Source organism: Pseudacidovorax sp. DMC4, from assembly GCF_056314265.1.
Window position 1 is genome coordinate 591,725 of the sequence record NZ_JBQUYR010000002.1, and the last position, 19,854, is coordinate 611,578.

The 19,854-nt window shown below is 69.0% G+C and carries 17 protein-coding genes; 10 read left to right on the plus strand and 7 right to left on the minus strand.

Annotated elements, in window-relative coordinates; all coding sequences use genetic code 11:
- Positions 1–50 precede the first annotated feature (50 nt).
- The 4 genes from ACT54X_RS06470 (at position 51) to ACT54X_RS06485 (ending at position 4,010) form a co-directional block, all read left to right on the plus strand.
- Positions 51–527: an Lrp/AsnC family transcriptional regulator gene (locus ACT54X_RS06470; RefSeq protein WP_476345621.1), complete on the plus strand. Its 477-nt coding sequence runs from the start codon at positions 51–53 to the stop codon at positions 525–527.
- A gap of 102 nt (positions 528–629) precedes the next feature.
- Positions 630–2,141: a DegQ family serine endoprotease gene (locus ACT54X_RS06475; protein ID WP_354320516.1), complete on the plus strand. Its 1,512-nt coding sequence runs from the start codon at positions 630–632 to the stop codon at positions 2,139–2,141.
- Positions 2,142–2,413: 272 nt separating this feature from the next.
- The gene (locus ACT54X_RS06480) at positions 2,414–3,163 is read left to right on the plus strand and encodes an acetoacetate decarboxylase (protein WP_476345623.1); all 750 of its coding nucleotides are present in this window, start codon (positions 2,414–2,416) and stop codon (positions 3,161–3,163) included.
- 64 nt (positions 3,164–3,227) lie between these two features.
- Entirely contained in the window at positions 3,228–4,010 is a 783-nt protein-coding gene (locus tag ACT54X_RS06485; RefSeq protein WP_294365532.1) for a 3-hydroxybutyrate dehydrogenase, read from the plus strand.
- Here the strand turns inward: ACT54X_RS06485 and ACT54X_RS06490 are convergent.
- From ACT54X_RS06490 to ACT54X_RS06515, 6 genes are all read right to left on the minus strand, one after another.
- Positions 4,000–4,968: a bifunctional helix-turn-helix transcriptional regulator/GNAT family N-acetyltransferase gene (locus ACT54X_RS06490; RefSeq protein WP_476345625.1), complete on the minus strand. Its 969-nt coding sequence runs from the start codon at positions 4,966–4,968 to the stop codon at positions 4,000–4,002. The genes ACT54X_RS06485 and ACT54X_RS06490 overlap by 11 nt on opposite strands.
- Positions 4,969–5,037: 69 nt before the next feature.
- Positions 5,038–8,157 (minus strand): efflux RND transporter permease subunit, encoded by a 3,120-nt coding sequence (locus ACT54X_RS06495; RefSeq protein WP_476345627.1) that lies wholly within the window; start codon positions 8,155–8,157, stop codon positions 5,038–5,040.
- 13 nt (positions 8,158–8,170) lie between these two features.
- The gene (locus ACT54X_RS06500) at positions 8,171–9,301 is read right to left on the minus strand and encodes an efflux RND transporter periplasmic adaptor subunit (RefSeq protein WP_476345629.1); all 1,131 of its coding nucleotides are present in this window, start codon (positions 9,299–9,301) and stop codon (positions 8,171–8,173) included.
- Positions 9,298–9,852 carry a hypothetical protein gene (locus ACT54X_RS06505; protein ID WP_476345630.1) on the minus strand — a complete coding sequence of 185 codons (555 nt, stop codon included), beginning with the start codon at positions 9,850–9,852 and terminating at the stop codon, positions 9,298–9,300. Before ACT54X_RS06505 ends, ACT54X_RS06500 begins: the two co-directional genes overlap by 4 nt.
- Before the next feature lie 22 nt (positions 9,853–9,874).
- Positions 9,875–11,329: a TolC family protein gene (locus ACT54X_RS06510; RefSeq protein WP_476345632.1), complete on the minus strand. Its 1,455-nt coding sequence runs from the start codon at positions 11,327–11,329 to the stop codon at positions 9,875–9,877.
- A 145-nt stretch (positions 11,330–11,474) separates the two neighbouring features.
- A complete protein-coding gene (locus tag ACT54X_RS06515; RefSeq protein WP_476345634.1) occupies positions 11,475–11,822 on the minus strand; it encodes a hypothetical protein in 348 nt (115 codons plus the stop codon).
- A gap of 180 nt (positions 11,823–12,002) precedes the next feature.
- Here ACT54X_RS06515 and ACT54X_RS06520 point away from each other — a divergent pair, with 180 nt between their 5' ends.
- Together ACT54X_RS06520 and ACT54X_RS06525 are read left to right on the plus strand one after the other, a co-directional pair.
- Positions 12,003–14,534, plus strand: coding sequence for a YgiQ family radical SAM protein (locus tag ACT54X_RS06520; protein ID WP_476345636.1), 2,532 nt, complete (start codon positions 12,003–12,005; stop codon positions 14,532–14,534).
- 241 nt (positions 14,535–14,775) lie between these two features.
- Positions 14,776–15,666: a DMT family transporter gene (locus tag ACT54X_RS06525; protein WP_476345638.1), complete on the plus strand. Its 891-nt coding sequence runs from the start codon at positions 14,776–14,778 to the stop codon at positions 15,664–15,666.
- A gap of 57 nt (positions 15,667–15,723) precedes the next feature.
- Here ACT54X_RS06525 and ACT54X_RS06530 read toward each other — a convergent pair whose 3' ends face one another.
- A complete protein-coding gene (locus ACT54X_RS06530; RefSeq protein ID WP_354320506.1) occupies positions 15,724–16,611 on the minus strand; it encodes a LysR family transcriptional regulator in 888 nt (295 codons plus the stop codon).
- Between the two features lie 70 nt (positions 16,612–16,681).
- On the opposite strand from ACT54X_RS06530, the gene ACT54X_RS06535 reads away from it, so the two are divergent.
- The 4 genes from ACT54X_RS06535 (at position 16,682) to ACT54X_RS06550 (ending at position 19,766) form a co-directional block, all read left to right on the plus strand.
- On the plus strand, positions 16,682–16,936 hold the full coding sequence (locus ACT54X_RS06535) for a hypothetical protein (RefSeq protein WP_294365547.1): 255 nt from the start codon (positions 16,682–16,684) through the stop codon (positions 16,934–16,936).
- 81 nt (positions 16,937–17,017) lie between these two features.
- Complete coding sequence (locus ACT54X_RS06540) at positions 17,018–18,124, plus strand: DNA glycosylase AlkZ-like family protein (protein ID WP_476345641.1); 1,107 nt, start codon at positions 17,018–17,020, stop codon at positions 18,122–18,124.
- Between the two features lie 167 nt (positions 18,125–18,291).
- The gene (locus tag ACT54X_RS06545) at positions 18,292–18,855 is read left to right on the plus strand and encodes an AAA family ATPase (RefSeq protein ID WP_476345643.1); all 564 of its coding nucleotides are present in this window, start codon (positions 18,292–18,294) and stop codon (positions 18,853–18,855) included.
- Complete coding sequence (locus tag ACT54X_RS06550) at positions 18,852–19,766, plus strand: AAA family ATPase (RefSeq protein WP_476345645.1); 915 nt, start codon at positions 18,852–18,854, stop codon at positions 19,764–19,766. The genes ACT54X_RS06545 and ACT54X_RS06550 overlap by 4 nt, the downstream gene beginning before the upstream one ends.
- Positions 19,767–19,854 lie beyond the last annotated feature (88 nt).

Consider the following 19,854-nt stretch of genomic DNA (forward strand, 5'->3'; position numbering starts at 1 on the left):
TCGACCCGGAGGCTGCGGCATAAACTGCCGCCGAACTGCTTGGATGCCACATGAACAACTTTCCACTCGACGCCACGGACCTGCGCATCCTCGACGAGCTGCAGCGCGACGGCAGCCTGTCGAACGTGGAGCTGGCCCGGCGCGTGCATCTGTCGCCCTCGCCGTGTCTGGCGCGCGTGAAGGCGCTGGAGGCCGCGGGCGTCATCGCCCGCTATGTGGCGCTGTGCAGCGCGCCGGCCCTCGGCCTGGGCCTGAACGTGTTCATCTCCATCAGCCTGCGCACGCAGAGCAAGGAGGCGCTGGCGTCCTTCGAACGCCGCATCGCCGAGCATGAGGAGGTGATGGAGTGCTACCTCATGACGGGCGACAGCGACTACCTGATCCGCGTCGCCGTGGCCGACATGGCGGCACTGGAGCGCTTCATCCTGGAGCAGCTCACGCCGATCCCCGGTGTCGAGAAGATCCGCTCCAGCTTTGCGTTGAAGCAGGTTCGCTACAAGACCGCACTGCCCCTGCCGCGGCATTGACCGGGGCGGCCTGCAAGGCCGGCCTGGGGGTTTAAGTCGTGCCTAAGCGATGGCTTCCACAGTCACGCCATCGCAACTCGACACGCAGCCAGGAGGCTCACCATGAACACCCAGACGATCCTGCAATCGCCCAAGCGGCTGGTGATCGCCCTTGCTGCCGCAGGCGTGCTCGGCGCCGCGGCCGGCGGGGCCTACACCAGCGCCCATGCCCTGGGCTCCGCGCCCCAGCCGCCCGTTGTGGCCGCAGCGCCGATGGTGGCGCCCATCGCCGCGCCCGACTTCTCGGTCATCACGGCCCAGCAGGGCCCGGCGGTGGTCAACATCAGCGTCTCGGGCATGACCAAGACGGCGCTGGACACCAGCGGTGACGACGACGACAGCGGCAGCGCCGCCATGCCACCCGGCATGTCGCCCAACGATCCGTTCTATCAGTTCTTCCGCCAGTTCGGCGGCGTGCCCGGCCATCGCCAGGGGCCCCAGCGCTCGGTGCCGACGCGGGCCGAAGGCTCGGGCTTCATCCTGAGCCCGGACGGCCTCATCCTCACCAATGCCCACGTGGTCGATGGCGCCAAGGAAGTGACGGTCAAGCTCACCGACCGCCGGGAATACCAGGCCAAGGTGCTGGGCGCCGATCCCAAGACCGACGTGGCGGTGCTCAAGATCAATGCCAAGGACCTGCCCACGGTCAAGCTCGGCAGCCCCAAGGACCTGAAGGTGGGCGAATGGGTGCTGGCCATCGGCTCGCCCTTCGGCTTCGAGAACAGCGTGACGGCCGGCGTGGTCAGCGCCAAGGGCCGCTCGCTGCCCGACGACGGCTTCACGCCCTTCATCCAGACCGACGTGCCGATCAACCCCGGCAACTCGGGCGGCCCGCTGTTCAATGCGCGCGGCGAGGTGGTGGGCATCAATTCGCAGATCTACAGCCGCAGCGGCGGCTACCAGGGTGTGTCCTTCTCGATCCCGATCGACATCGCCATGCGCGTGAAGGACCAGATCGTCGCCACCGGCCATGCCGACCATGCCAAGCTGGGCGTGGCCGTGCAGGAGGTGAACCAGGCCTTTGCCGATTCCTTCAAGCTCGACAAGCCGCAAGGCGCGCTGGTGTCGAACGTGGAGAAGGGCGGGCCTGCCGACAAGGCCGGCCTCCAGTCGGGCGACGTGATCCTGAAGGTGGACGGCGCGCCGATCACCACCTCGGGCGACCTGCCGGCCATCATCGGCCAGATGTCGCCGGGCCAGAAGGCCAGGATCGAGGTCTGGCGCGATGGCGGTGCCAAGGAACTGACGGCCCAGCTGGGCAACGCCAGCGAAAAGACCAAGGTGGCCAAGGCCGACGAGACCGTCGGCAAGGGCAAGCTGGGTCTGGCGCTGCGCCCACTGCAGCCCCAGGAGCAGAAGGAGGCCGGCACCAACGGCGGCCTGCTGATCGAGGACGCACGCGGCCCCGCCGCCAGTGCCGGCATCCAGCAGGGCGACGTGCTGCTGGCCATCAACGGCACGCCCGCCCGGAGCGTGGACCAGGTGCGCGAAGCCGTCGCCAAGTCCGACAAGTCGGTGGCCCTGCTGATCCAGCGCGGCGACGAGAAGATCTTCGTGCCGGTGCGCATCGGCTGACGGGCACCGTGCCCGGAGGAAGCGCCCGAGCACCGGCGCTTCCTCCGCGGCCATGTTCCACAGGAGCCGACCGGTGCCGTGCGCGCCGGTCGGCTCTTTTTCTGCCAGCAGAGCGCAGCCGGTGGCCGGGCCCGCGCAACGTGGTCACCTGCGCGCCCGGGGCGTGGGCGTAGGACGGCGCCGCTTTCGCGTCGCCACGCTGGCGACTTCAGCTTGCGCTAAGTTGTGCGACGCAGCATGAATACTCACCATCCACTTTGCCCCCGTACCCCATGAAAGCCTCGGACCTGCGCGAACGCGCCTTCGCGATGCCCTTCTCCAGCCCGGCCTTTCCGCCTGGCCCTTACCGCTTCGTCGACCGGGAGTTCATCGTCGTCACCTACCGCACCGATCCCGACGCCTTGCGCGCCGTGGTGCCGGAACCGCTGGAAATTGCAGAGCCGGTGGTCAAGTACGAATTCATCCGCATGCCCGATTCCACCGGCTTCGGCGACTACACCGAGTCGGGCCAGGTGATCCCGGTGCAGTTACGCACCGCCAAGGGCGTGGAGAAGGGCGCGTATGTGCATGCCATGTACCTCAACGATCATCCGCCCATCGCCGGCGGGCGGGAGCTGTGGGGCTTTCCGAAGAAGCTGGCCACGCCCCGATTCGGCTACGAAACCGATGTGATCGTCGGCACGCTCGACTACGGCGCCGTGCGCGTGGCCACCGCCACGATGGGCTTCAAGCACCGCACGCTGGAACACGGGCCGATCCTCGACGCCATTGCGCAGCCCAACTTCCTGCTCAAGATCATTCCGCATGTGGATGGCACCGCCCGGATCTGTGAGCTGGTGCGCTACCACATGGTCGATGTCCAGCTCAAGGGCGCCTGGACGGGCCCCGGCTCGCTGGAGCTGCATCCGCATGCGCTGGCGCCGGTCGCCCAGCTGCCCGTCCTGGAGGTGCTGTCCACCGTGCACTACATCGCCGATATGACGCTGGCGCTGGGTACCGTCGAACTCGACTATCTGAAGTAGTCAGCCTGCGCCTGGCCTCGAGCCCCTTTCCCATTTCTTCAACCTCGCATCGAAAGGAACCCCCATGCAACTCAAGGACAAGGTCGCCTACATCACCGGCTCGGCCAGCGGCATCGGCAAGGAGATCGCGACGCTCTTCGCGCAGGAGGGCGCCAAGATCGTCATCGCCGACCTGAACAAGCAGGCAGCGGAGGCGACGGCCGCCGAACTGAAGGCGACGGGCGCCCAGGCCATCGGCGTGGCGGTGGACGTCACCGACGAGCAGCAGGTCGACGCCTCCGTCGAGGAAGCCGTCAAGGCCTTCGGCGGCATCGACATCCTGGTCAGCAATGCTGGCATCCAGATCGTGCACCCCGTCGAGGAATTCGGCTTTGCCGACTGGAAGAAGATGCTGGCCATCCACCTGGACGGCGCCTTCCTCACCACCCGCGCCTGCCTCAAGCACATGTATGCGCAGGGCCGTGGCGGCAGCGTGATCTACATGGGCTCGGTGCACTCCAAGGAGGCCTCGATGCTCAAGGCGCCCTACGTCACGGCCAAGCACGGGCTGATCGGCCTGGCCAAGACGGTGGCCAAGGAAGGCGCCAAGCACGGCGTGCGGGCCAACGTGATCTGCCCCGGCTTCGTGCGCACGCCGCTGGTGGAAAAGCAGATTCCCGAGCAGGCCAAGACCCTCGGCATCTCCGAGGAGGAGGTGGTGAAGAACGTGATGCTCAAGGAGACGGTGGACGGCGAGTTCACCACCACCGACGACGTGGCGCGGGTGGCGCTGCTGTTCGCGGCCTTCCCGAGCAATGCGCTGACCGGCCAGTCGCTGGTGGTCAGCCACGGCTGGTTTATGCAGTGAGCGTCATCGACCAGCGCTCGGCCACCAGCGGGCCGCTGCCGTAGCCCTCGTGCGGCTCGCTGGTGTCCAGCGCAAAGCCGCGCGCGGCATACAGGGCGCGGGCGGCTTCGAGGGAGCTGTGGGTCCACAGGATCATCTGCTTGTAGCCACGGGCGCGCGCGAAGGCGATGCATTCGTCGACCAGCTTGCCGCCCAGGCCCAGGCCGCGCGCTTCGGGCTTCAGCACCAGCAGGCGCAGCTGCGCCACCCCGGGGCTGTGGCGGATCACGAAGACGGCGCCCACGCGCTGGCCGTCCAGCTCGGCGATCCAGCCCTTCTCCCATGCCGGGTCGTGGGTGCGCAGCCATTGGGCGGCGATGTCGGCGACGGCGGCCTCGAAGCGGCCGTCCCAGCCGTACTCGCGGGCATAGACCTCGCCGTGCTGCTGCACCACCCAGCCCAAGTCGCCCGGGGCAGGGTCGCGCAGCACGGCGGTGCGAAGGGGCGCGGGCTTGGCTTCAAACAGGGTCTCCACCCGTGCAAGCGCTTGGACCAGTTCGTCGCGCGCGGCCGGCGCGAGCGGCGCCAGCAGGGCGGCCGCGGCATCGCGCGAGCGCTGCTGCAGCGGTGAGAAGGCCACATGGCCCGCCTCGGTGAGCGACAGCCGCTGCTGCCGCGCGTCACGCGCATCGGTGGCGCGGGCCAGCCAGCCCAGCGATTCGAAACGCTTGAGCAGGCGGCTGAGGTAGCCCGCATCCAGGCTCAGCGCCTGGGCCAGCTCGCGGGCGGTGAGGCCGGGCTGGTGCGCCAGCTCGTAGAGCACCCGCACCTCGGTCAGCGAGAGCTCGCTGCCGAGGTAGGGCTCCAGCACGCCGATGCGCTGGGTGAAGAAGCGGTTGAAACGGCGCAGGGCCTTGACGGCATCCACCGGGACGGCAGAGGCGGCGGGCGACGAGGCAGAAGCGGGCAACTCAGGCATGCGTGCCATTGTCAACCAATAAAGTTGACTAAAGCAACAAAATCCGCCTTTGCCTTGCCTCGCGCGTCCTCAAAGCGCTTGCGTGTCCCCATCCGCCGCCAGCCGCTCGGCGCTCCGGCGGCCGAACAGCCAGAACAGCGCCGGCGTCAGGAAGGTGTCGAGCAGCGTGGCGCTCACCAGTCCCGAGAAGATCACCACCGCCACCGGATGCAGCACCTCGGTGCCGGGCCGCTCGGCCTCGAACAGCAGCGGTGCCAGCGCGAAGGCCGTCACCAGCGCCGTCATCAGCACCGGCGACAGCCGCTCCAGCGAGCCGCGCGCGATCATGCGCGGCCCGAAGGCCTCGCCCTCGAAGCGCATCAGGTTGACGTAGTGGCTCACCTTAAGGATGCCGTTGCGCACCGAGATGCCCGCCAGCGTGATGAAGCCCACCAGCGCCGCCACCGACAGCGGCTGCCCCGACAGGGCCAGGCCCGCCACCGCCCCCACCAGCGCCAGCGGGATGTTGGCCATGATGAGCACCGACAGCACCGCCGAGCGGTAGCGGCTGTACAGCACCACGAACATCAGCGCCAGCGAGACCAGCGACAGCAGCCCGACCAGCCGCGATGCCTCCTCCTGCGCCTGGAACTGCCCCCCCAGGGTGATGAAGTAGCCGGCCGGCAGCGGCGTCTGCGCCACCGCCGCCCGCATGTCGGCCACCACGTCGGACAGCGGCCGGCCCGAGGCGTTGGCCGAAAGCACGATGCGCCGCCGGCCGTCGTCGCGGCTGACCTGGTTGGGCCCGTCGCCTTCCTCGATGGTGGCCAGGCGCGACAGCGGCACGTAGCCCAGCGGCGTGTCGATCAGCAGCCGGCCCAGGCCGTCGACCGAGCGCGCCGGCTCGGGCAGGCGCAGCACCAGCGCGAAGCGGCGGCCGTCCTCCACGATCTGCGACAGCTTCTCGCCCTCGACCATGCGTTCGAGCGTCTGCAGCACCTGCGGCGCCGGCACGCCGTACTGGGCGGCGCGGTCGTAGTCCACGCGCACCTTGATCTGCGGCGCCAGCACCTGCTTCTCGACCTCCAGGTCGGCCACGCCGGGGATGGCGGCCAGCCGCGCCCGCAGCAGCTCGGCCTGGCCGCGCAGCACGTCCAGGTCTTCGCCGAAGACCTTGATGGCGATCTGCGCCCGCACGCCCGAGAGCATGTGGTCGATGCGGTGCGAGATCGGCTGGCCGATGCCGATGGCGGCCGGCAGCGGCGCCAGGCGCTGGCGGATGTCGGCGGTGATGGCGGCCATCGGGCGCGTGAGTTCGCTGGCGGGCTTCAGGCCCACGTCCAGCTCGCTCACGTGCACGCCCTCGGCATGCTCGTCCAGCTCGGCCCGGCCGCTGCGGCGGCCGACGTGCGTCACCTCCGGCACCTGCCGCACCAGGCGCTCGGCCTGGCGGGCGAGGGCGCTGCTTTCCTCCAGCGTCACGCCCGGGTTCAGCCGCAGGCCGACGAGCAGCGTGCCCTCGTTGAAGGGCGGCAGGAAGGTGGTCGGGAAAAAGGGCACGGCCACGGCCGCGGCCGTCACCGCCACGGCCGCCGCGGCCACCGCGATGCGGGGCCGGCGCAGCACCGCCTCCAGGCCGCGCGCATAGCGGGCCTTGAGCCAGGCCAGCAGCCGCGTGTCGCCGTGCTCCAGCCGCTTCATGCGCGGCAGCAGCCAGTAGCTCAGCACCGGCGTCACCGTCACCGACACCAGCAGCGAGGCAAGCGTGGAGACGATGAAGGCGATGCCCAGCGGCACGAAGAGCCGGCCCTCCAGCCCTGGCAGCGCGAACAGCGGCACGAAGACCAGGACGATGATCACCGTCGCATAGAGGATGGCCGAGCGCACCTCCATCGAGGCGCGCGTCACCACCGTCAGCACACCCAGCCGCTCGGCCTCGGGCCGGGCGCGGTTCTCCTTCAGGCGCCGCATGATGTTCTCCACGTCCACCACCGCGTCGTCCACCAGCCCGCCGATGGCGATGGCCAGGCCGCCCAGCGTCATGGTGTTGATCGACAGCCCGAAGGCGCGGAACACCAGCGCCGTCGCCAGGATGGAGACCGGAATGGCCACCAGCGCGATGAGCGTGGGGCGCAGCGTGCCCAGGAAGAAGAACAGGATCAGCGCCACGAACACCGCCGCGCCCACCAGCTTGCCCTGCAGCGTGTCGATGGAGGCCTCGATGAAGCGGGCCTGGCGGAACGTGACGCGCGGCTTTTCCATGCCGGGCGGCAGCGCGGCGGCCAGGCCGGCCAGCGCCGACTCGATCTGCCGCGTGAGCGCGATGGTGTCGGCCGCCGGCTGCTTCTGCACGCCCAGGATGACGGCCGGCCGGCCTTCGAAGCCGGCGTCGCCGCGGCGGATGGCGGGCGCGAAGTCCACCTGCGCCACCTGCTGCAGCAGGATCGGCTGGCCGTTGCGCGCGCCCAGCGCCAGGCGGCGCAGGTCGTCCAGCCGCGCGGTGCGGCCCAGGTGGCGGATCAGGTACTCGCGACCGTTGAGCGACAGGAAGCCGCCCGAGGTGTTGGCCGCGAAGCCGCGCAGCGCGGTGGCCAGCGCCTCGGCCGAGATGCCCAGCTGCGCCATGCGCGCCGCGTCGGGCTGCACCTGGAACTGCCGCACCTCGCCGCCGATGGGGATCACCTGCGCCACCCCCGGCACCGACATCAGCCGTGGGCGCAGCACCCAGTCCGCGTACTCGCGCACCAGCATGGGCGAGATCCGCTGCGGATCGACCGGAATGGCGATCTGCATGATCTCGCCCATCACCGAGCTGACCGGGCCCATGCGCGGCACGGTGCCGGCGGGCAGGCCTTCCTCCATGGCCGACAGGCGTTCGGACACCAGCTGCCGGGCGCGGAAGATCTCGGTGCGCCAGTCGAAGGTCACGTACAGGAAGGACAGGCCGGCCGAGGACACCGAGCGCACCGTCTCCACGCCGGGCAGGCCGCTCATGGCGGTCTCCAGCGGGAAGGTGATGAGCTGCTCCACCTCTTCGGGCGCCATGCCGCCGGCTTCGGTCATGACCGTCACCGTGGGCTTGTTGAGGTCGGGGAACACGTCCACCGGCGTGCGCGTCAGCGTGTACGCGCCGTAGGCCATCGCCGCGAGGGCGAGCACGATCACCAGCAGCCGGTTGCCCAGGCTGCGTTCGAGGAGCCACTTGAACATGGTGGGTGCGGCCTCAGCGGATCTGGTTGATGAGCGTGGCGCCGTCGGTGACGACGCGCTCGCCGGGCGCGACGCCCGAGCTCAGGGCCACGCGCAGGCCGTCCAGCGGCGCGGTGGTGACGGTGCGCGGGGCGAAGCGCTCCGGCGCCGTCTTGACCCAGACGATGGTCTCGTTGGCGGCGTTGCGCATCAGCGCGGCGCGGGGCACGGCGATCACCTCGTGCGTGCTGCGGCTGTGCACCTGTAGCCGAACGGGCTGCCCCACGGCCAGCGTCGAAAGCGCAGCGCCCTCGGCGCGGAAGGCCAGCGGCAAGGCCTGGTCGCGCAGCGCGCGGGCGGCGCCCACGAACTGCAGCGGCACCTGCGTGCCGCCGACGGCGAGCGAGGCGCCGCCGATGTCGCTGGTGAGCGCCGGGTCGTAGGCCAGGGCCTCGATGCGCAGGCGCGCCGGGTCGACGATCTCGAACACCAGCTCGCGCGCGTCGACCACCTGGCCAGCTACGACGGAGGAGGACGCAATGACGCCCGTGGTCGGCGCGACCAGCGCATCGCGGCCCGACAGGCCGGCGCCGATGGCCCCGGCCCGCTGGCGGGCGGCGGCCACTTCGCTTTCGAGCGCCTCGATCTCCTTGCGGGGCACGGTGTCGGCCAGCTCGCGCAGGCGCGCCAGGCGCTTTTCGGCCAGCGTGCCGGCGGCCCGCAGCTCGGCCAGCTGGGCGGCCTGCGCGGCCCGCTCCAGCGGCGCGGCGGCCGGTTGCACCCAGGCCAGCACCTCGCCCTTGCGCACGGCCTGGCCGGGCTCGGGAAGGCCGCGCGGGCCGGGCTCGATGCGGCCGCCGACCAGCGCCTGCACCTTGCCGCCGCTCTGCGGATCGCTCACCACGCGGCCGTCCAGCTCGATGCTGCGCGGCAGCGCGGCGAGGGTGGTGACGACGGTGCGCACCGCCAGCTGTCGCTGGCTGGGCTTGGGCAGGAAGACGCTGCCGTCCGCCAGGCGCTGCGGGCCGTTGGCCGCCGCGGCCGGCGGTGTACCGCCGTGGTCGTGGCCGGCGTCGGCCAGGGCGCCGGTGGGCAGGGCCAGGGCGAACAGGAGGGCGAGCGTGGCGATGAGCTGCCGCGGGACAGAAGAAGGAAGGCGGTTCATGCAGCGGCTCCGTGGGCGGGACGGCGGCGCAGCAGCCAGGCGGCTGCGGCGAGGAAAATGACAAGGGCTGCGGCGCCCCAGGGCAGCAGGCGGCGCCAGGCGGGGGTGGCGTCGGCGTCGTGGCCATGGCCATCGGCAGCCTCGATGTGCCATTCGCCATGCAGCTCGTCGCGCGTGTCGCCCACGCTCAGGCGGGCGAGCAGCGGCAGTTCACCGGTGGCCTCGGCCGTGGCCTCGTCCAGTTCGGCTTCGTACGTGCCTTCGCCGTGCGGCTCGGCGACGAAATCCTTTTCCCCGATGCGCAGCGCGATGCGGGCGTCGTTCACGGGCTGGTTGTCGGCATGGCGGTCCAGGTAGAGCGTGAGTTCATGGCCCAGGCGCACGCCGACCAGCTCGAAGGCCTCGGATTCGAGGGCGAAGCGGGGCAGGGCGGCTGCGGCCGGTGCGGCGGGGGCCGCGTCGTGGCTGTGGCCTTCGTCGGCCAGCGCGGCGGGCAGGAAGATGGCGGCGGCCAGGGCCAGCGCGGTGCCTGCAAGGAATTGGAAGTTCATGGGAGGGTCGGGTGTCGGGTTGTCATTCGGGCAGCAGGCCCAGGGCCTGGCGCCATTGCGAGATGGCGGCCGCCAGCTCGATGCGGCTGGCGGCCAGCTGGCGGGCGGCGTCGCCGGCTTCCTGCGTGGTGCGCAGGCGCGTGGGCAGGTCGGATTCGCCGAGGCGGAAGGACTTCTCGATCAGGCCCAGGGTCTGGCTGGCGAGGGCGTCGCGCTCCTCGGCGGCGGCCAGGCGGATGCGGGCCGCGTCCACGCGGGCCCGGGCGGCCTGCTGTTCGGCGGCGAGGCGGCTTTCCTCCAGCCGCCACTGCGCCTCCAGCTCGATGGCCTCGGCCAGGGCCGTGGCCTGGCGAGCCTCCTGCCGCGCGCTTGCGCCGAAGGGAATGCGCAGGCCCACGTTGAGGGTGCTGCGCGCCGGCTCGTCGGCGCTGCCGCGCTCGCGGGTGGTGCCCAGCGTCAGCTCCGGGTTGCCGGCGCCCTGGCGGGCCGCCAGCTCGGCCTGGGCACGGGCGATGGCGAGGCGCTGGGCGAGTTCGGCCAGGGCGGGGTGGGCGGCGGTGGCCGGCTGGGCTCCTGCAAGCGGCTCGGGCTCTGCCTCGGCGCCGATGTCGTCGACTTGGCGCGCAGGCCCAGCTTCGGACCCGGCGGTGCCGCCGGTCGGCTTGGAACTGGACGCCACCTCGCCTCGCCGGTCGGCCGGAGCCGATTCGGCGGGGATGGCCGCCCGTCCCATACCGGCCTGCGGTAACGCTGCGCCGGAAGCGCCTGCGGTTGCGCCCGTCAGCGCCTGCCAACGGAGCGCGGCTTCCACCGCCGCGCGCGCGGCCTCGGCCTGCACCGCGCGGGCGGCAGCCACCGTGCCCTGCGCCTGCAGCAAGTCGCTGCGCGCCAGGTCGCCCGCGCGCCAGCGGCGTTCCACGTCGGCGGCCAGGGTGCGGGCATGGGCCAGTTGGGCATCGGCCACCTGCTGCTCGATGCGGCCGCGGGCCCAGGGCCACCAGGCCTCGCGCAGCGCGCCGGCCAGCCGCAGCCGTGCAGCCTGCTCGCGCACGGACACGGCGGCCGCTTCGGCCTGCGCCACGGCCTGGTCGCGGCTGCGCTCGCCCGGCCGCCAGAGCGGGATCGCCAGGCCGGCCTCCCACTCGCGCTGGCCGTCGTTGGCGTTGGCCCGGTCGGTGCGGTGGGTGAATTCGAGCGCCATCGGCTCGGGCGTCCAGGCCGACGCGGCGCGCTGGCCGGCCTCGGCCGCCTGCTGGCGCGCCGCCAGCGCGCGGGCTTCGGGCTGGCGCGCCCAGGCCTGGTCGAAGGCCTGCCGCAGCGGACCGGGTGCCGCGGGGGCGACGGGGGCCGGCAGCGCCGGCGGTTGGGCCAGCGCCGAGGGCGCCAGCAGAAGCCCAAGCGTCAGCGCGAGCCACGGCCGCCAGGCAGGGTGGGGCCGGGGCGACAAACGCCACGGCCAAGGGGGTGTGAAGGGCATTCCAGTTCTCCAAGGCAAATCGATGTGCGAGGGAGACCGGCAGGCCGCACGCGCCCCCGGCGGGGGGCGCGCGCATGCAGCGTGTCACTGGCGCGCCAGGCGCGTCAGGCGGAAGGGAAGGGGGTGAAGCTGCAGGCCTTGCCGGTCAGGCAAGGCCAGGCCATTGGGGCCGTTCGGGTGGGGCCAGCGCGCGCACCGCCAGCGGGGCGGCGGCGCCTTCGCGCAATTCGGCCTTGGGAATGGCCGGGGCCTCGGGCGCGATCGCGGTGGCCAGCGCAATGCAGTGCGCGTGACAGTGACCGCAGTCCAGGTGGCCCAGCGCGGGTGGCGTGCCCGGCTCGTCGTCGTTGTCGGCGACGTCGAAATGCTGGTGCTCGTGGTGGCCCAGGTGCGCCGTGCCGCCGGCCTCGTGCGGGCAGTAGGCCTTCAGCGCAGCAACGCTGAACTGAAGCGGCATCAGGACCAGCAGGAGGATGAAGAAAAGGCGGCGCACGACGGGCGCGGATTCTAGGGGTGGCCCGTGTCCCGCTCGCGCGGCTTCCCTTCGGGATGAGGGGAGAAGGCCCCGGCCCTTAAAATCGTCGCCTTCTTTCCGCCCGGGCGCCAGCGCGGTTCCCGAACGCAGCATCGCAGCGCAGCGCCGCCCTCCCGCGGCGCCCGACCCATCCCACGCATGAACGCACCCGTCGACGTCTCCTTCTTTGCGCGCGCCGCCAAGCCGATCACCAGCTACCGCAAGTACTGGGCGCAGCGCTTCGGCACGGCGAAGTTCCTGCCGACCTCGCGCGAGGAGATGGCCGCCCTGGGCTGGGACAGCTGCGACATCATCGTGGTGACGGGCGACGCGTACGTGGACCATCCGAGCTTCGGCATGTCCGTCATCGGCCGCACGCTGGAGGCGCAGGGCTTTCGCGTCGGCATCATCGCCCAGCCCGACTGGCAGAGCGCCGAGCCTTTCCGCGCGCTGGGCAAGCCCAACCTGTTCTGGGGCGTCACCAGCGGCAATATGGATTCGATGATCAACCGGTACACCGCCGACCGGAAGATCCGCAGCGACGATGCCTACACCCCCGGCGACGTCGGCGGCAAGCGCCCCGACCGCGCCGCCATCGTCTACAGCCAGCGCTGCCGCGAGGCCTTTCCGGACGTGCCCATCGTGCTCGGCGGCATCGAAGGCAGCCTGCGCCGCATCGCCCACTACGACTACTGGAGCGACAAGGTCCGCCGCTCGATCGTGGTGGACAGCAAGTGCGACCTGCTGCTGTACGGCAACGCTGAGCGCGCCATCGTCGAGGTGGCCCACCGACTGGCCGCGCGCGAGCCGGTGCAGCAGATCACCGACGTGCGCGGCACCGCCTTCGTGCGCCGCGAGACGCCCGAGGGCTGGTTCGAGCTCGACTCCACCGAGGTCGATCAGCCGGGGCGCGTGGACGCGCACCTGAATCCCTACCTGATGGTGTCGGAGCAGGCCAAGGCCCAAGGGCAGACCTGTGCGCGCGAGGATGAGGCGAATGCGGTGGCTGATGCAGCCAACGCATCGCGTGGCCCGGTGGCCGGCGACGGCGGGACTGTTCTCCCTCCCCCGCTGGGGGAGGGCAGGGGTGGGGGTGCGGCGAAGCCGCTGGTCTTCGTGCCCAACCCTGCGCTCGCCGCGAAGGTCGCGGGCCCCCGCCCCAACCCTCCCCCAGCGGGCGAGGGCGCGAAAGCCAAGGCCCCGCCGCGCGAGAAGACCGTGATCCGCCTGCCCAGCTACGAGCAGGTCAAGGCCGACCCCATCCTCTACGCCCACGCCAACCGCGTGCTGCACCTGGAGACCAACCCCGGCAACGCCCGCGCCCTGGTGCAGGCCCATGGCGAAGGCAACACCGCCCGCGACGTGTGGATCAACCCGCCGCCCATCCCGCTGACCACGGCCGAGATGGACTACGTGTTCGACCTGCCTTACGCGCGCAGCCCGCATCCGCGCTATGCCGACGAACAGGGCCGTCACGACGGCGCGACCAAGATCCCGGCCTGGGAGATGATCCGCTTCAGCGTGAACATCATGCGCGGCTGCTTCGGCGGCTGCACCTTCTGCTCCATCACCGAGCACGAGGGCCGCATCATCCAGAGCCGCAGCGAGGACTCGATCATTCGCGAGGTGGAGGACATCCGCGACAAGGTCGAGGGCTTCACCGGCGTCATCTCCGACCTGGGCGGCCCGACCGCCAACATGTACCGCCTGGGCTGCCGCAGCCCCGAGATCGAGGCCGCCTGCCGCAAGCCCAGCTGCGTGTACCCCGGCATCTGCCCGAACCTCACCACCGACCATGGTCCGCTGATCCAGATCTACCGTCGGGCGCGGGCGCTGCGCGGCATCAAGAAGATCCTGATCGGCTCGGGCCTGCGCTACGACCTGGCCGTGAAGTCGCCGGAGTACGTCAAGGAGCTGGTGCAGCACCACGTCGGCGGCTACCTCAAGATCGCGCCCGAGCACACGGAGGAGGGCCCGCTCTCCAAGATGATGAAGCCCGGCATCGGCAGCTACGACCGCTTCAAGAGCATGTTCGAGAAGTACAGCGCCGAGGCGGGCAAGAAGCAGTACCTCATCCCCTACTTCATCGCTGCCCACCCCGGCACGCGCGACGAGGACATGATGAGCCTGGCGCTGTGGCTCAAGAAGAACGGCTTCCGCGCCGACCAAGTGCAGACCTTCTACCCCAGCCCCATGGCCACCGCCACGGCCATGTACCACTCGGGCCGCAACACGCTGACCAAGGTGCGCCGCACCATGCGCGACGAGGCCGAGGAATCGGTGGACATCGTGCGCGGCGAGAAGCGGCGCCGCCTGCACAAGGCCTTCCTGCGCTACCACGACCCCAACAATTGGCCGCTGCTGCGCGAGGCCCTCAAGGCCATGGGCCGCGCCGACCTGATCGGCAACGGCAAGCACCACCTGATCCCGACCTTCCAGCCGGCGACGGATGGCGGCTACCAGAGCGCGCGGCGCAAGAACTCGACGCCGGCGCCGTCGGCGTCCGTGCCCTCCAGCGCCCGCCGCGTCGGCGCAGCACCGCGGCCGGGCACCGTGCTGACCCAGCACACCGGCCTGCCGCCGCGGGAAACGGGCAGTCGCGCCATGGCCGGCAAGGGCGCCGGCAAGCCGGGCGCACCGCGCAGCCCGGCTGCCGCGCCCGGACCGCGCGCAGCGCGCCGGCCGCGCTGAGCCTCGCAGCGCCTCGGCGCCGGCCTATGATCCGGGCCGCCATGATCCGCATCCACCGCTCGCCCCCTCCCGCCGTCCGCGCCTGAACGGGGGCCGTCCTTCCCGCACCGCAGCCGCTGCCTCGTCCTGAGACAGCGGCTTTCGCGTGCGCGGGCGGCCGGATCTTTCCTGCCGGCACGCACGCGGACGGACCCGAAGGCGGTCCCGCTCCGCCCGATGCCGGCGCATCGGATGCATCGTGATGAACAAGACGACGAGTTCTGCCGCCCTGGCGTGGGGCGGCGTGTGGGCGGCGGGCGCCCTGTGGGGCATAGGCGCATGGCTGGCGCAATGGTTGATCGAGGGCGGCGTGTCGCCCTGGACGCTGGCCCTGGCCCGCTTCGGCTTCGGGCTGCCGCTGCTGTGGTGGTGGCATTGGCGGCGATCGCCCGCAGGCCTGTGGCAACGGTTGCCGTGGGCGCAGCGGGGCGGCATCCTGGCCACCGGCGCGGCGATGGCGCTCAATGTCGGTTGCTGGTTTGCAGGCATCGCCCACCTGGGCGCGGCCGTGCCGACCGTGGTGTCGATCTGCTGCGCACCGGTGCTGGTCGCGGCGATGTCGGTGCTGCGCGGCCACGAGCGGCTGACGGTCGCCCTGACGGTCGGCCTGGCCCTGGCGCTCGTGGGCGTCGGCCTGCTGGTGATGCCGGCGCAGACGCAGATGCCGACTGGCTGGGCTGTGGGCCTGGCCTGGTCCTTCGCTTCGGCTTTCCTCTATGCGCTGGTGGTGATGGGCAACGCCCGTATGCCAGCCGAGGTGCCGGCTGTGGCGGCGTCGGCCTGGAGCATGACGATGGCGACGGCATGCGCCGCCGTGCTGGCCGTGGCGGCCGGACTGGCCTGGCCCGTCACGGCGGGCCGCTGGCTGGGGCTGGTCTACACCGGCGTGCTGGCCACCTCGGCCGGCTACCTGCTCTTCGCCTGGGCGGCACGGCGGCTGACGCCGACCGCCACCGTCGTCGGCACCCTGGTCGAGCCGCTGGTGGCTGCGCTGCTGGCCGCATGGCTTTCGGGCGAGGCTATGGCGCCGCGCCAGGGGCTGGGCAGTGCGTTGCTCGGGGTGGCCATGGTCTGGCTGGTGCGGCGGCGCTGAAGGCGGCGAGGACGGGAGCCGTGGGCACGCCCCGCCTCTTGGCGCGCGTGACGGCGGCTAGGACTTGAACCGGTCGATCACGTTCAGCACCGCCGTCACCGCCGGATCGGCCATGCCAGCATGCCGGCTGGCCACCGCCATCGGCCGCATCAGCGGCGGCGCCATCGGGCGGATGCATACCTCGGGCGCGTCCGCCAGGTCGGCCACTTCCTCGAAAGGGAGGATGGCCGCGGCCTGCGCGGCGGCGGCCAGGCTCTTGAGGGCACCGGGATAGCTCAGCGCCAGGTACGGCCGGGGGCTCAGGCCCGCCTGCCCGAACCAGCCGGCGATCAGCCCGTGCATCTGCGTGGCCGGCGTGAAGCTGGCCCAGCGCCGGCCGGCCAGCCATTCGGGCGTGATGGCCTCCGGTGGTGCCCAGGCAGCGGGCAACAGCACCACCATCGCATCTTGCCGCCAGGGCTGCAGCCGCACCTCGGGCGCGGCCGGCTGGGGGCTGGCGACGATCGCGACGTCCAGCGTGCCGGCCTTCAGCCGCCGCATGGCTTCGGCGGAGCCGACGGCTTCCAGCCGCAGTTCGATATCCGGGCTCTGGGCATTGAGCTGCTGCAGCATCAGCGGCAGCAACTGGGTGCTCACGCCCGCCGAGACGGCCACCCGCACCATGCCTGCACGGCCGGCTGCGCGACGGCGCACCCGGTCGACCAGGTCGTCGCCCGCGGCCAGCAGCTTGCGGCCCTCCTGCACCAGCACGGCGCCGGCCGGCGTCAGCTCCGCCTGACGGCGTCCACGGACGACGAGCAGGGTGTCGAGCCAGCTTTCCAGCTCCTTCACATGCAGGCTGACCGTGGGCGGCGCCAGGTGCAGCGCCTGCGCGGCGGCGGCGAAGGTGCCCAGGTCGGCAATGGCGATCAGCGTCTGCAGCTGGTCGAGGTTGAGTTGACGCATCAGCAATGATGAAGTGAATGCTCAGTAAATTCAACTTTACGCAAGGTTGGCGGAGCGGGAGCATCCGGGCATGTCGATTCCTGATGCTGCCCACCCCGCTGAATACCCCACCGACGCACAGCCCAATTCCCCGACGAGGGCCACGGTCGGCACAGGCGCCGTGCACTCGCAGGTCGCCTGGAAGAGCGGGGCGGAAAAGGTTGGCGAGGAGATCGCTGACGCGCCGCGCACAGGGCGCCGCTTGCTCGACGCGCTGGTGGACCTGCTGGAGCGCGCCGAGGCCCGCATCAGCGCCAACTTCCGCGTGCCGCCGGGTGGCGGCTGATTCCTCCCTCGGCGGCAGGCCCGCCCGGGTGGCATGTCGCGCTCCAGCGCATACCCGAGGCGGTGTGCTGGAATCTGCCGGATGCCTGCCGCCGCCCTCAGTCTCGACCATCTTCGCCGCTATGCCGTCGCGCGCACGCTGTTCACGCCGACCACGCTGCCGGCGGCCATCCGCCGGCTGGGCTTCGTGCAGGCCGACCCGATCCGCGCGCCGGCCCGTGCGCAGGACCTGATCCTGCGCCACCGCGTCACCGACTACCGTGCCGGCGACCTGGAAGCGCGCTACCCGCGGCTGCAGATCGACGAGGACTGCCTCGTCAACTACGGCTTCCTGCCGCGGGAGCACCTCACGCTGATGCACCCGCGCGAGCCCAGGCGCCCCTGGGATGCCGAGACGCAGCGCAAGGCCGACGATGTGCTGGCCTTCGTTCGTGAGCGCCGCCTCGTGCATCCGCGGGAGGTCGAACTGCACTTCGCGCATGGCCGGCGGCAGAACCCCTGGGGCGGGGCCGGCAACCTGGCCACCCACCTGCTCGACGGCCTGCATTACCGCGGCCTGCTGCGCGTGAAACGCCGCGACAGCGGCACGCGCGTATACGAAGTCGCTGCGCACCCGCCGGCCGACGAAACCCCGGCCGGCCGTGCCCGCCGCGCCGCCGCGCTGATCGATCTGGTGGTGCGGACCTATGCCCCCTTGCCGGCGGCCAGCCTGACCTACCTCGTGCGCCTGCTTGGCTACGGCGCGCCGCACCTGAGCGCCCAGACGCAGGCTGCGCTGCGCCTTGCGCGTCAACACCTCGCCGGCGCCACCCTCGACGGTACGACGTGGTACTGGCCGGCCGACGAGAACCCGCGCTCGCGCCGCTGGGTCGTCGATGACCAGCTGCGCCTGCTCGCCCCCTTCGACCCCATCGTCTGGGACCGCCGCCGCTTCACGCTGCTCTGGGGCTGGACGTACAAGTTCGAGGCGTACACGCCGCCGGCGCAGCGGCAATTCGGGTATTACGCGTTGCCGATGCTGTGGGGGGATCGGGTGATCGGGTGGGGGAATGTGCTCGGCGGTAGCAACGGTAGTGAGACGGTGGTGAGTTACATCAACGTTCAGGCAGCTCAGGATCTTGAAATGCAGGTCGCCTTAAATAGAGAATTGACGCGGTTCGATGAATTTCTAAAAATGAACAGACCCTGAGGCGCGAAAATTTCGTCTGGAAAAATTTAAATTAATCTTAGAGATGCTTATATTGAATACTGTAGTTTTTCCATAACATAAAGTGAGGCCAATGTGTATGGTGTAAATTTATAATCCGTTAATTTATCAAATAGAAAAATATACTTAAATCTAATTGTCTATTAATTATGAATGCGATTTACAGCGAAATCAGAGACTCAAACAAGACAGAGCTTTTGGAGAAAGTTCGGAGGCATGATTATGGTAAATATTTGATCAAAGCCAGTATCGAAAAGATTCGAGGATTTGTGGGAGAAGATATTGTCTTTGAATTTCCTGTCACTGCGCTAATTGGACCCAATGGGAGTGGAAAATCTGCAGTTTTAGGTGCCGCAGGTTGCGCATACAAGCCGATCAAGCCTGGTACTTTCTTTCCTAAAAGTACCGTGGGTGACGAGTCAATGTCTGGATGGCGCGTTGAGTACGAATTAGTAGACAAGCAAATAAGCCCTCGGCAAACAATAAAGCGAACGTCAAATTTTCGTCAAGCCAAATGGGTGCGTGGAGAAGTTGTTGATCGGGAGGTTATTTTTTTTGGAATTGAACGTACTGTTCCAGCAGGAGAAAAAACTCGATATAAGCAGTTGATGCGTTCCACATACGTTCACGTCCCTCCACTAGAGCCCCTTGATACTGGTGTAGCTAGACAGGTCGAACATATATTAGGTAAATCTGTTGCAGATTATCGGTGACAGAGTATGGGCACGATGATAACTTTCTTGTAGGTAGAGCTGGTTTAAGCCAATATTCAGAATTTCATTTCGGCGCTGGGGAATCTTCGATTATTAGGATGGCGACGAAAATCGAGCAGGCTCCGCCGAATAGCCTTATCTTAATCGAGGAAATCGAAAATGGTCTGCATCCCGTTGCAACCAAGCGGATGGTGGAGTACCTTATTGATGTAGCAAGCCGTAAATCCATTCAGACGATATTTACTACACACAGTGATTATGCCCTTTCGCCGTTGCCGAATGAGGCGATTTGGGCTTGTATTGATGGGAAGCTGAGACAAGGAAAATTGTCGGTTGAGGCATTACGTGCAGTCTCTGGCAGGGTTGATAAAAAATTAGCGATTTTTGTGGAGGATGTTTTTGCGAAATCTTGGGTAGACGCGATACTTCGTGAGCGTCTTGGATCCAATTATGATCAAGTCGAAGTTCACGCGGTGCACGGCGATGGGAATGCTGTAGCTACTCACCGTGGTCACATGAGCAATCCGGCGGTTAGATTTAAATCTTTATGCGTTATAGATGGTGATTCCCAACAAGTAGAAGACTTTGACGCGGGCATTATCCGGCTTCCCGGGACTCAGCCGGAACTCACCGTATTCCAAGATATTTACAGCAGGCTCAATCAAGATCTCGCTATTCTTGCAGTTTCATGTCAACGAGCCCCAGAAGCTCAAAATCTGGTTAACAGGGTGCTGGACGAAGTTGCGAATACCAATCGAGATCCGCACTTGATTTTTAATCAAATTGGCATAAGCATTGGCTTCGTCCCCGAAACAATCGTTCGTGGGGCGTTTCTGGCGCTTTGGGTCCGGGCAAATGAAGAATTCTGTGACCGTCTTGCAACTCGGGCCATGGCACTAGTCGAGGCGTAGCGATTCAATTAGTCGGCCCTGCAAAACCCCGCCACCCCGCATGAATGCTGGATTCCTTGCGGCTGGCGGTACACCGAATCCCCCAGGA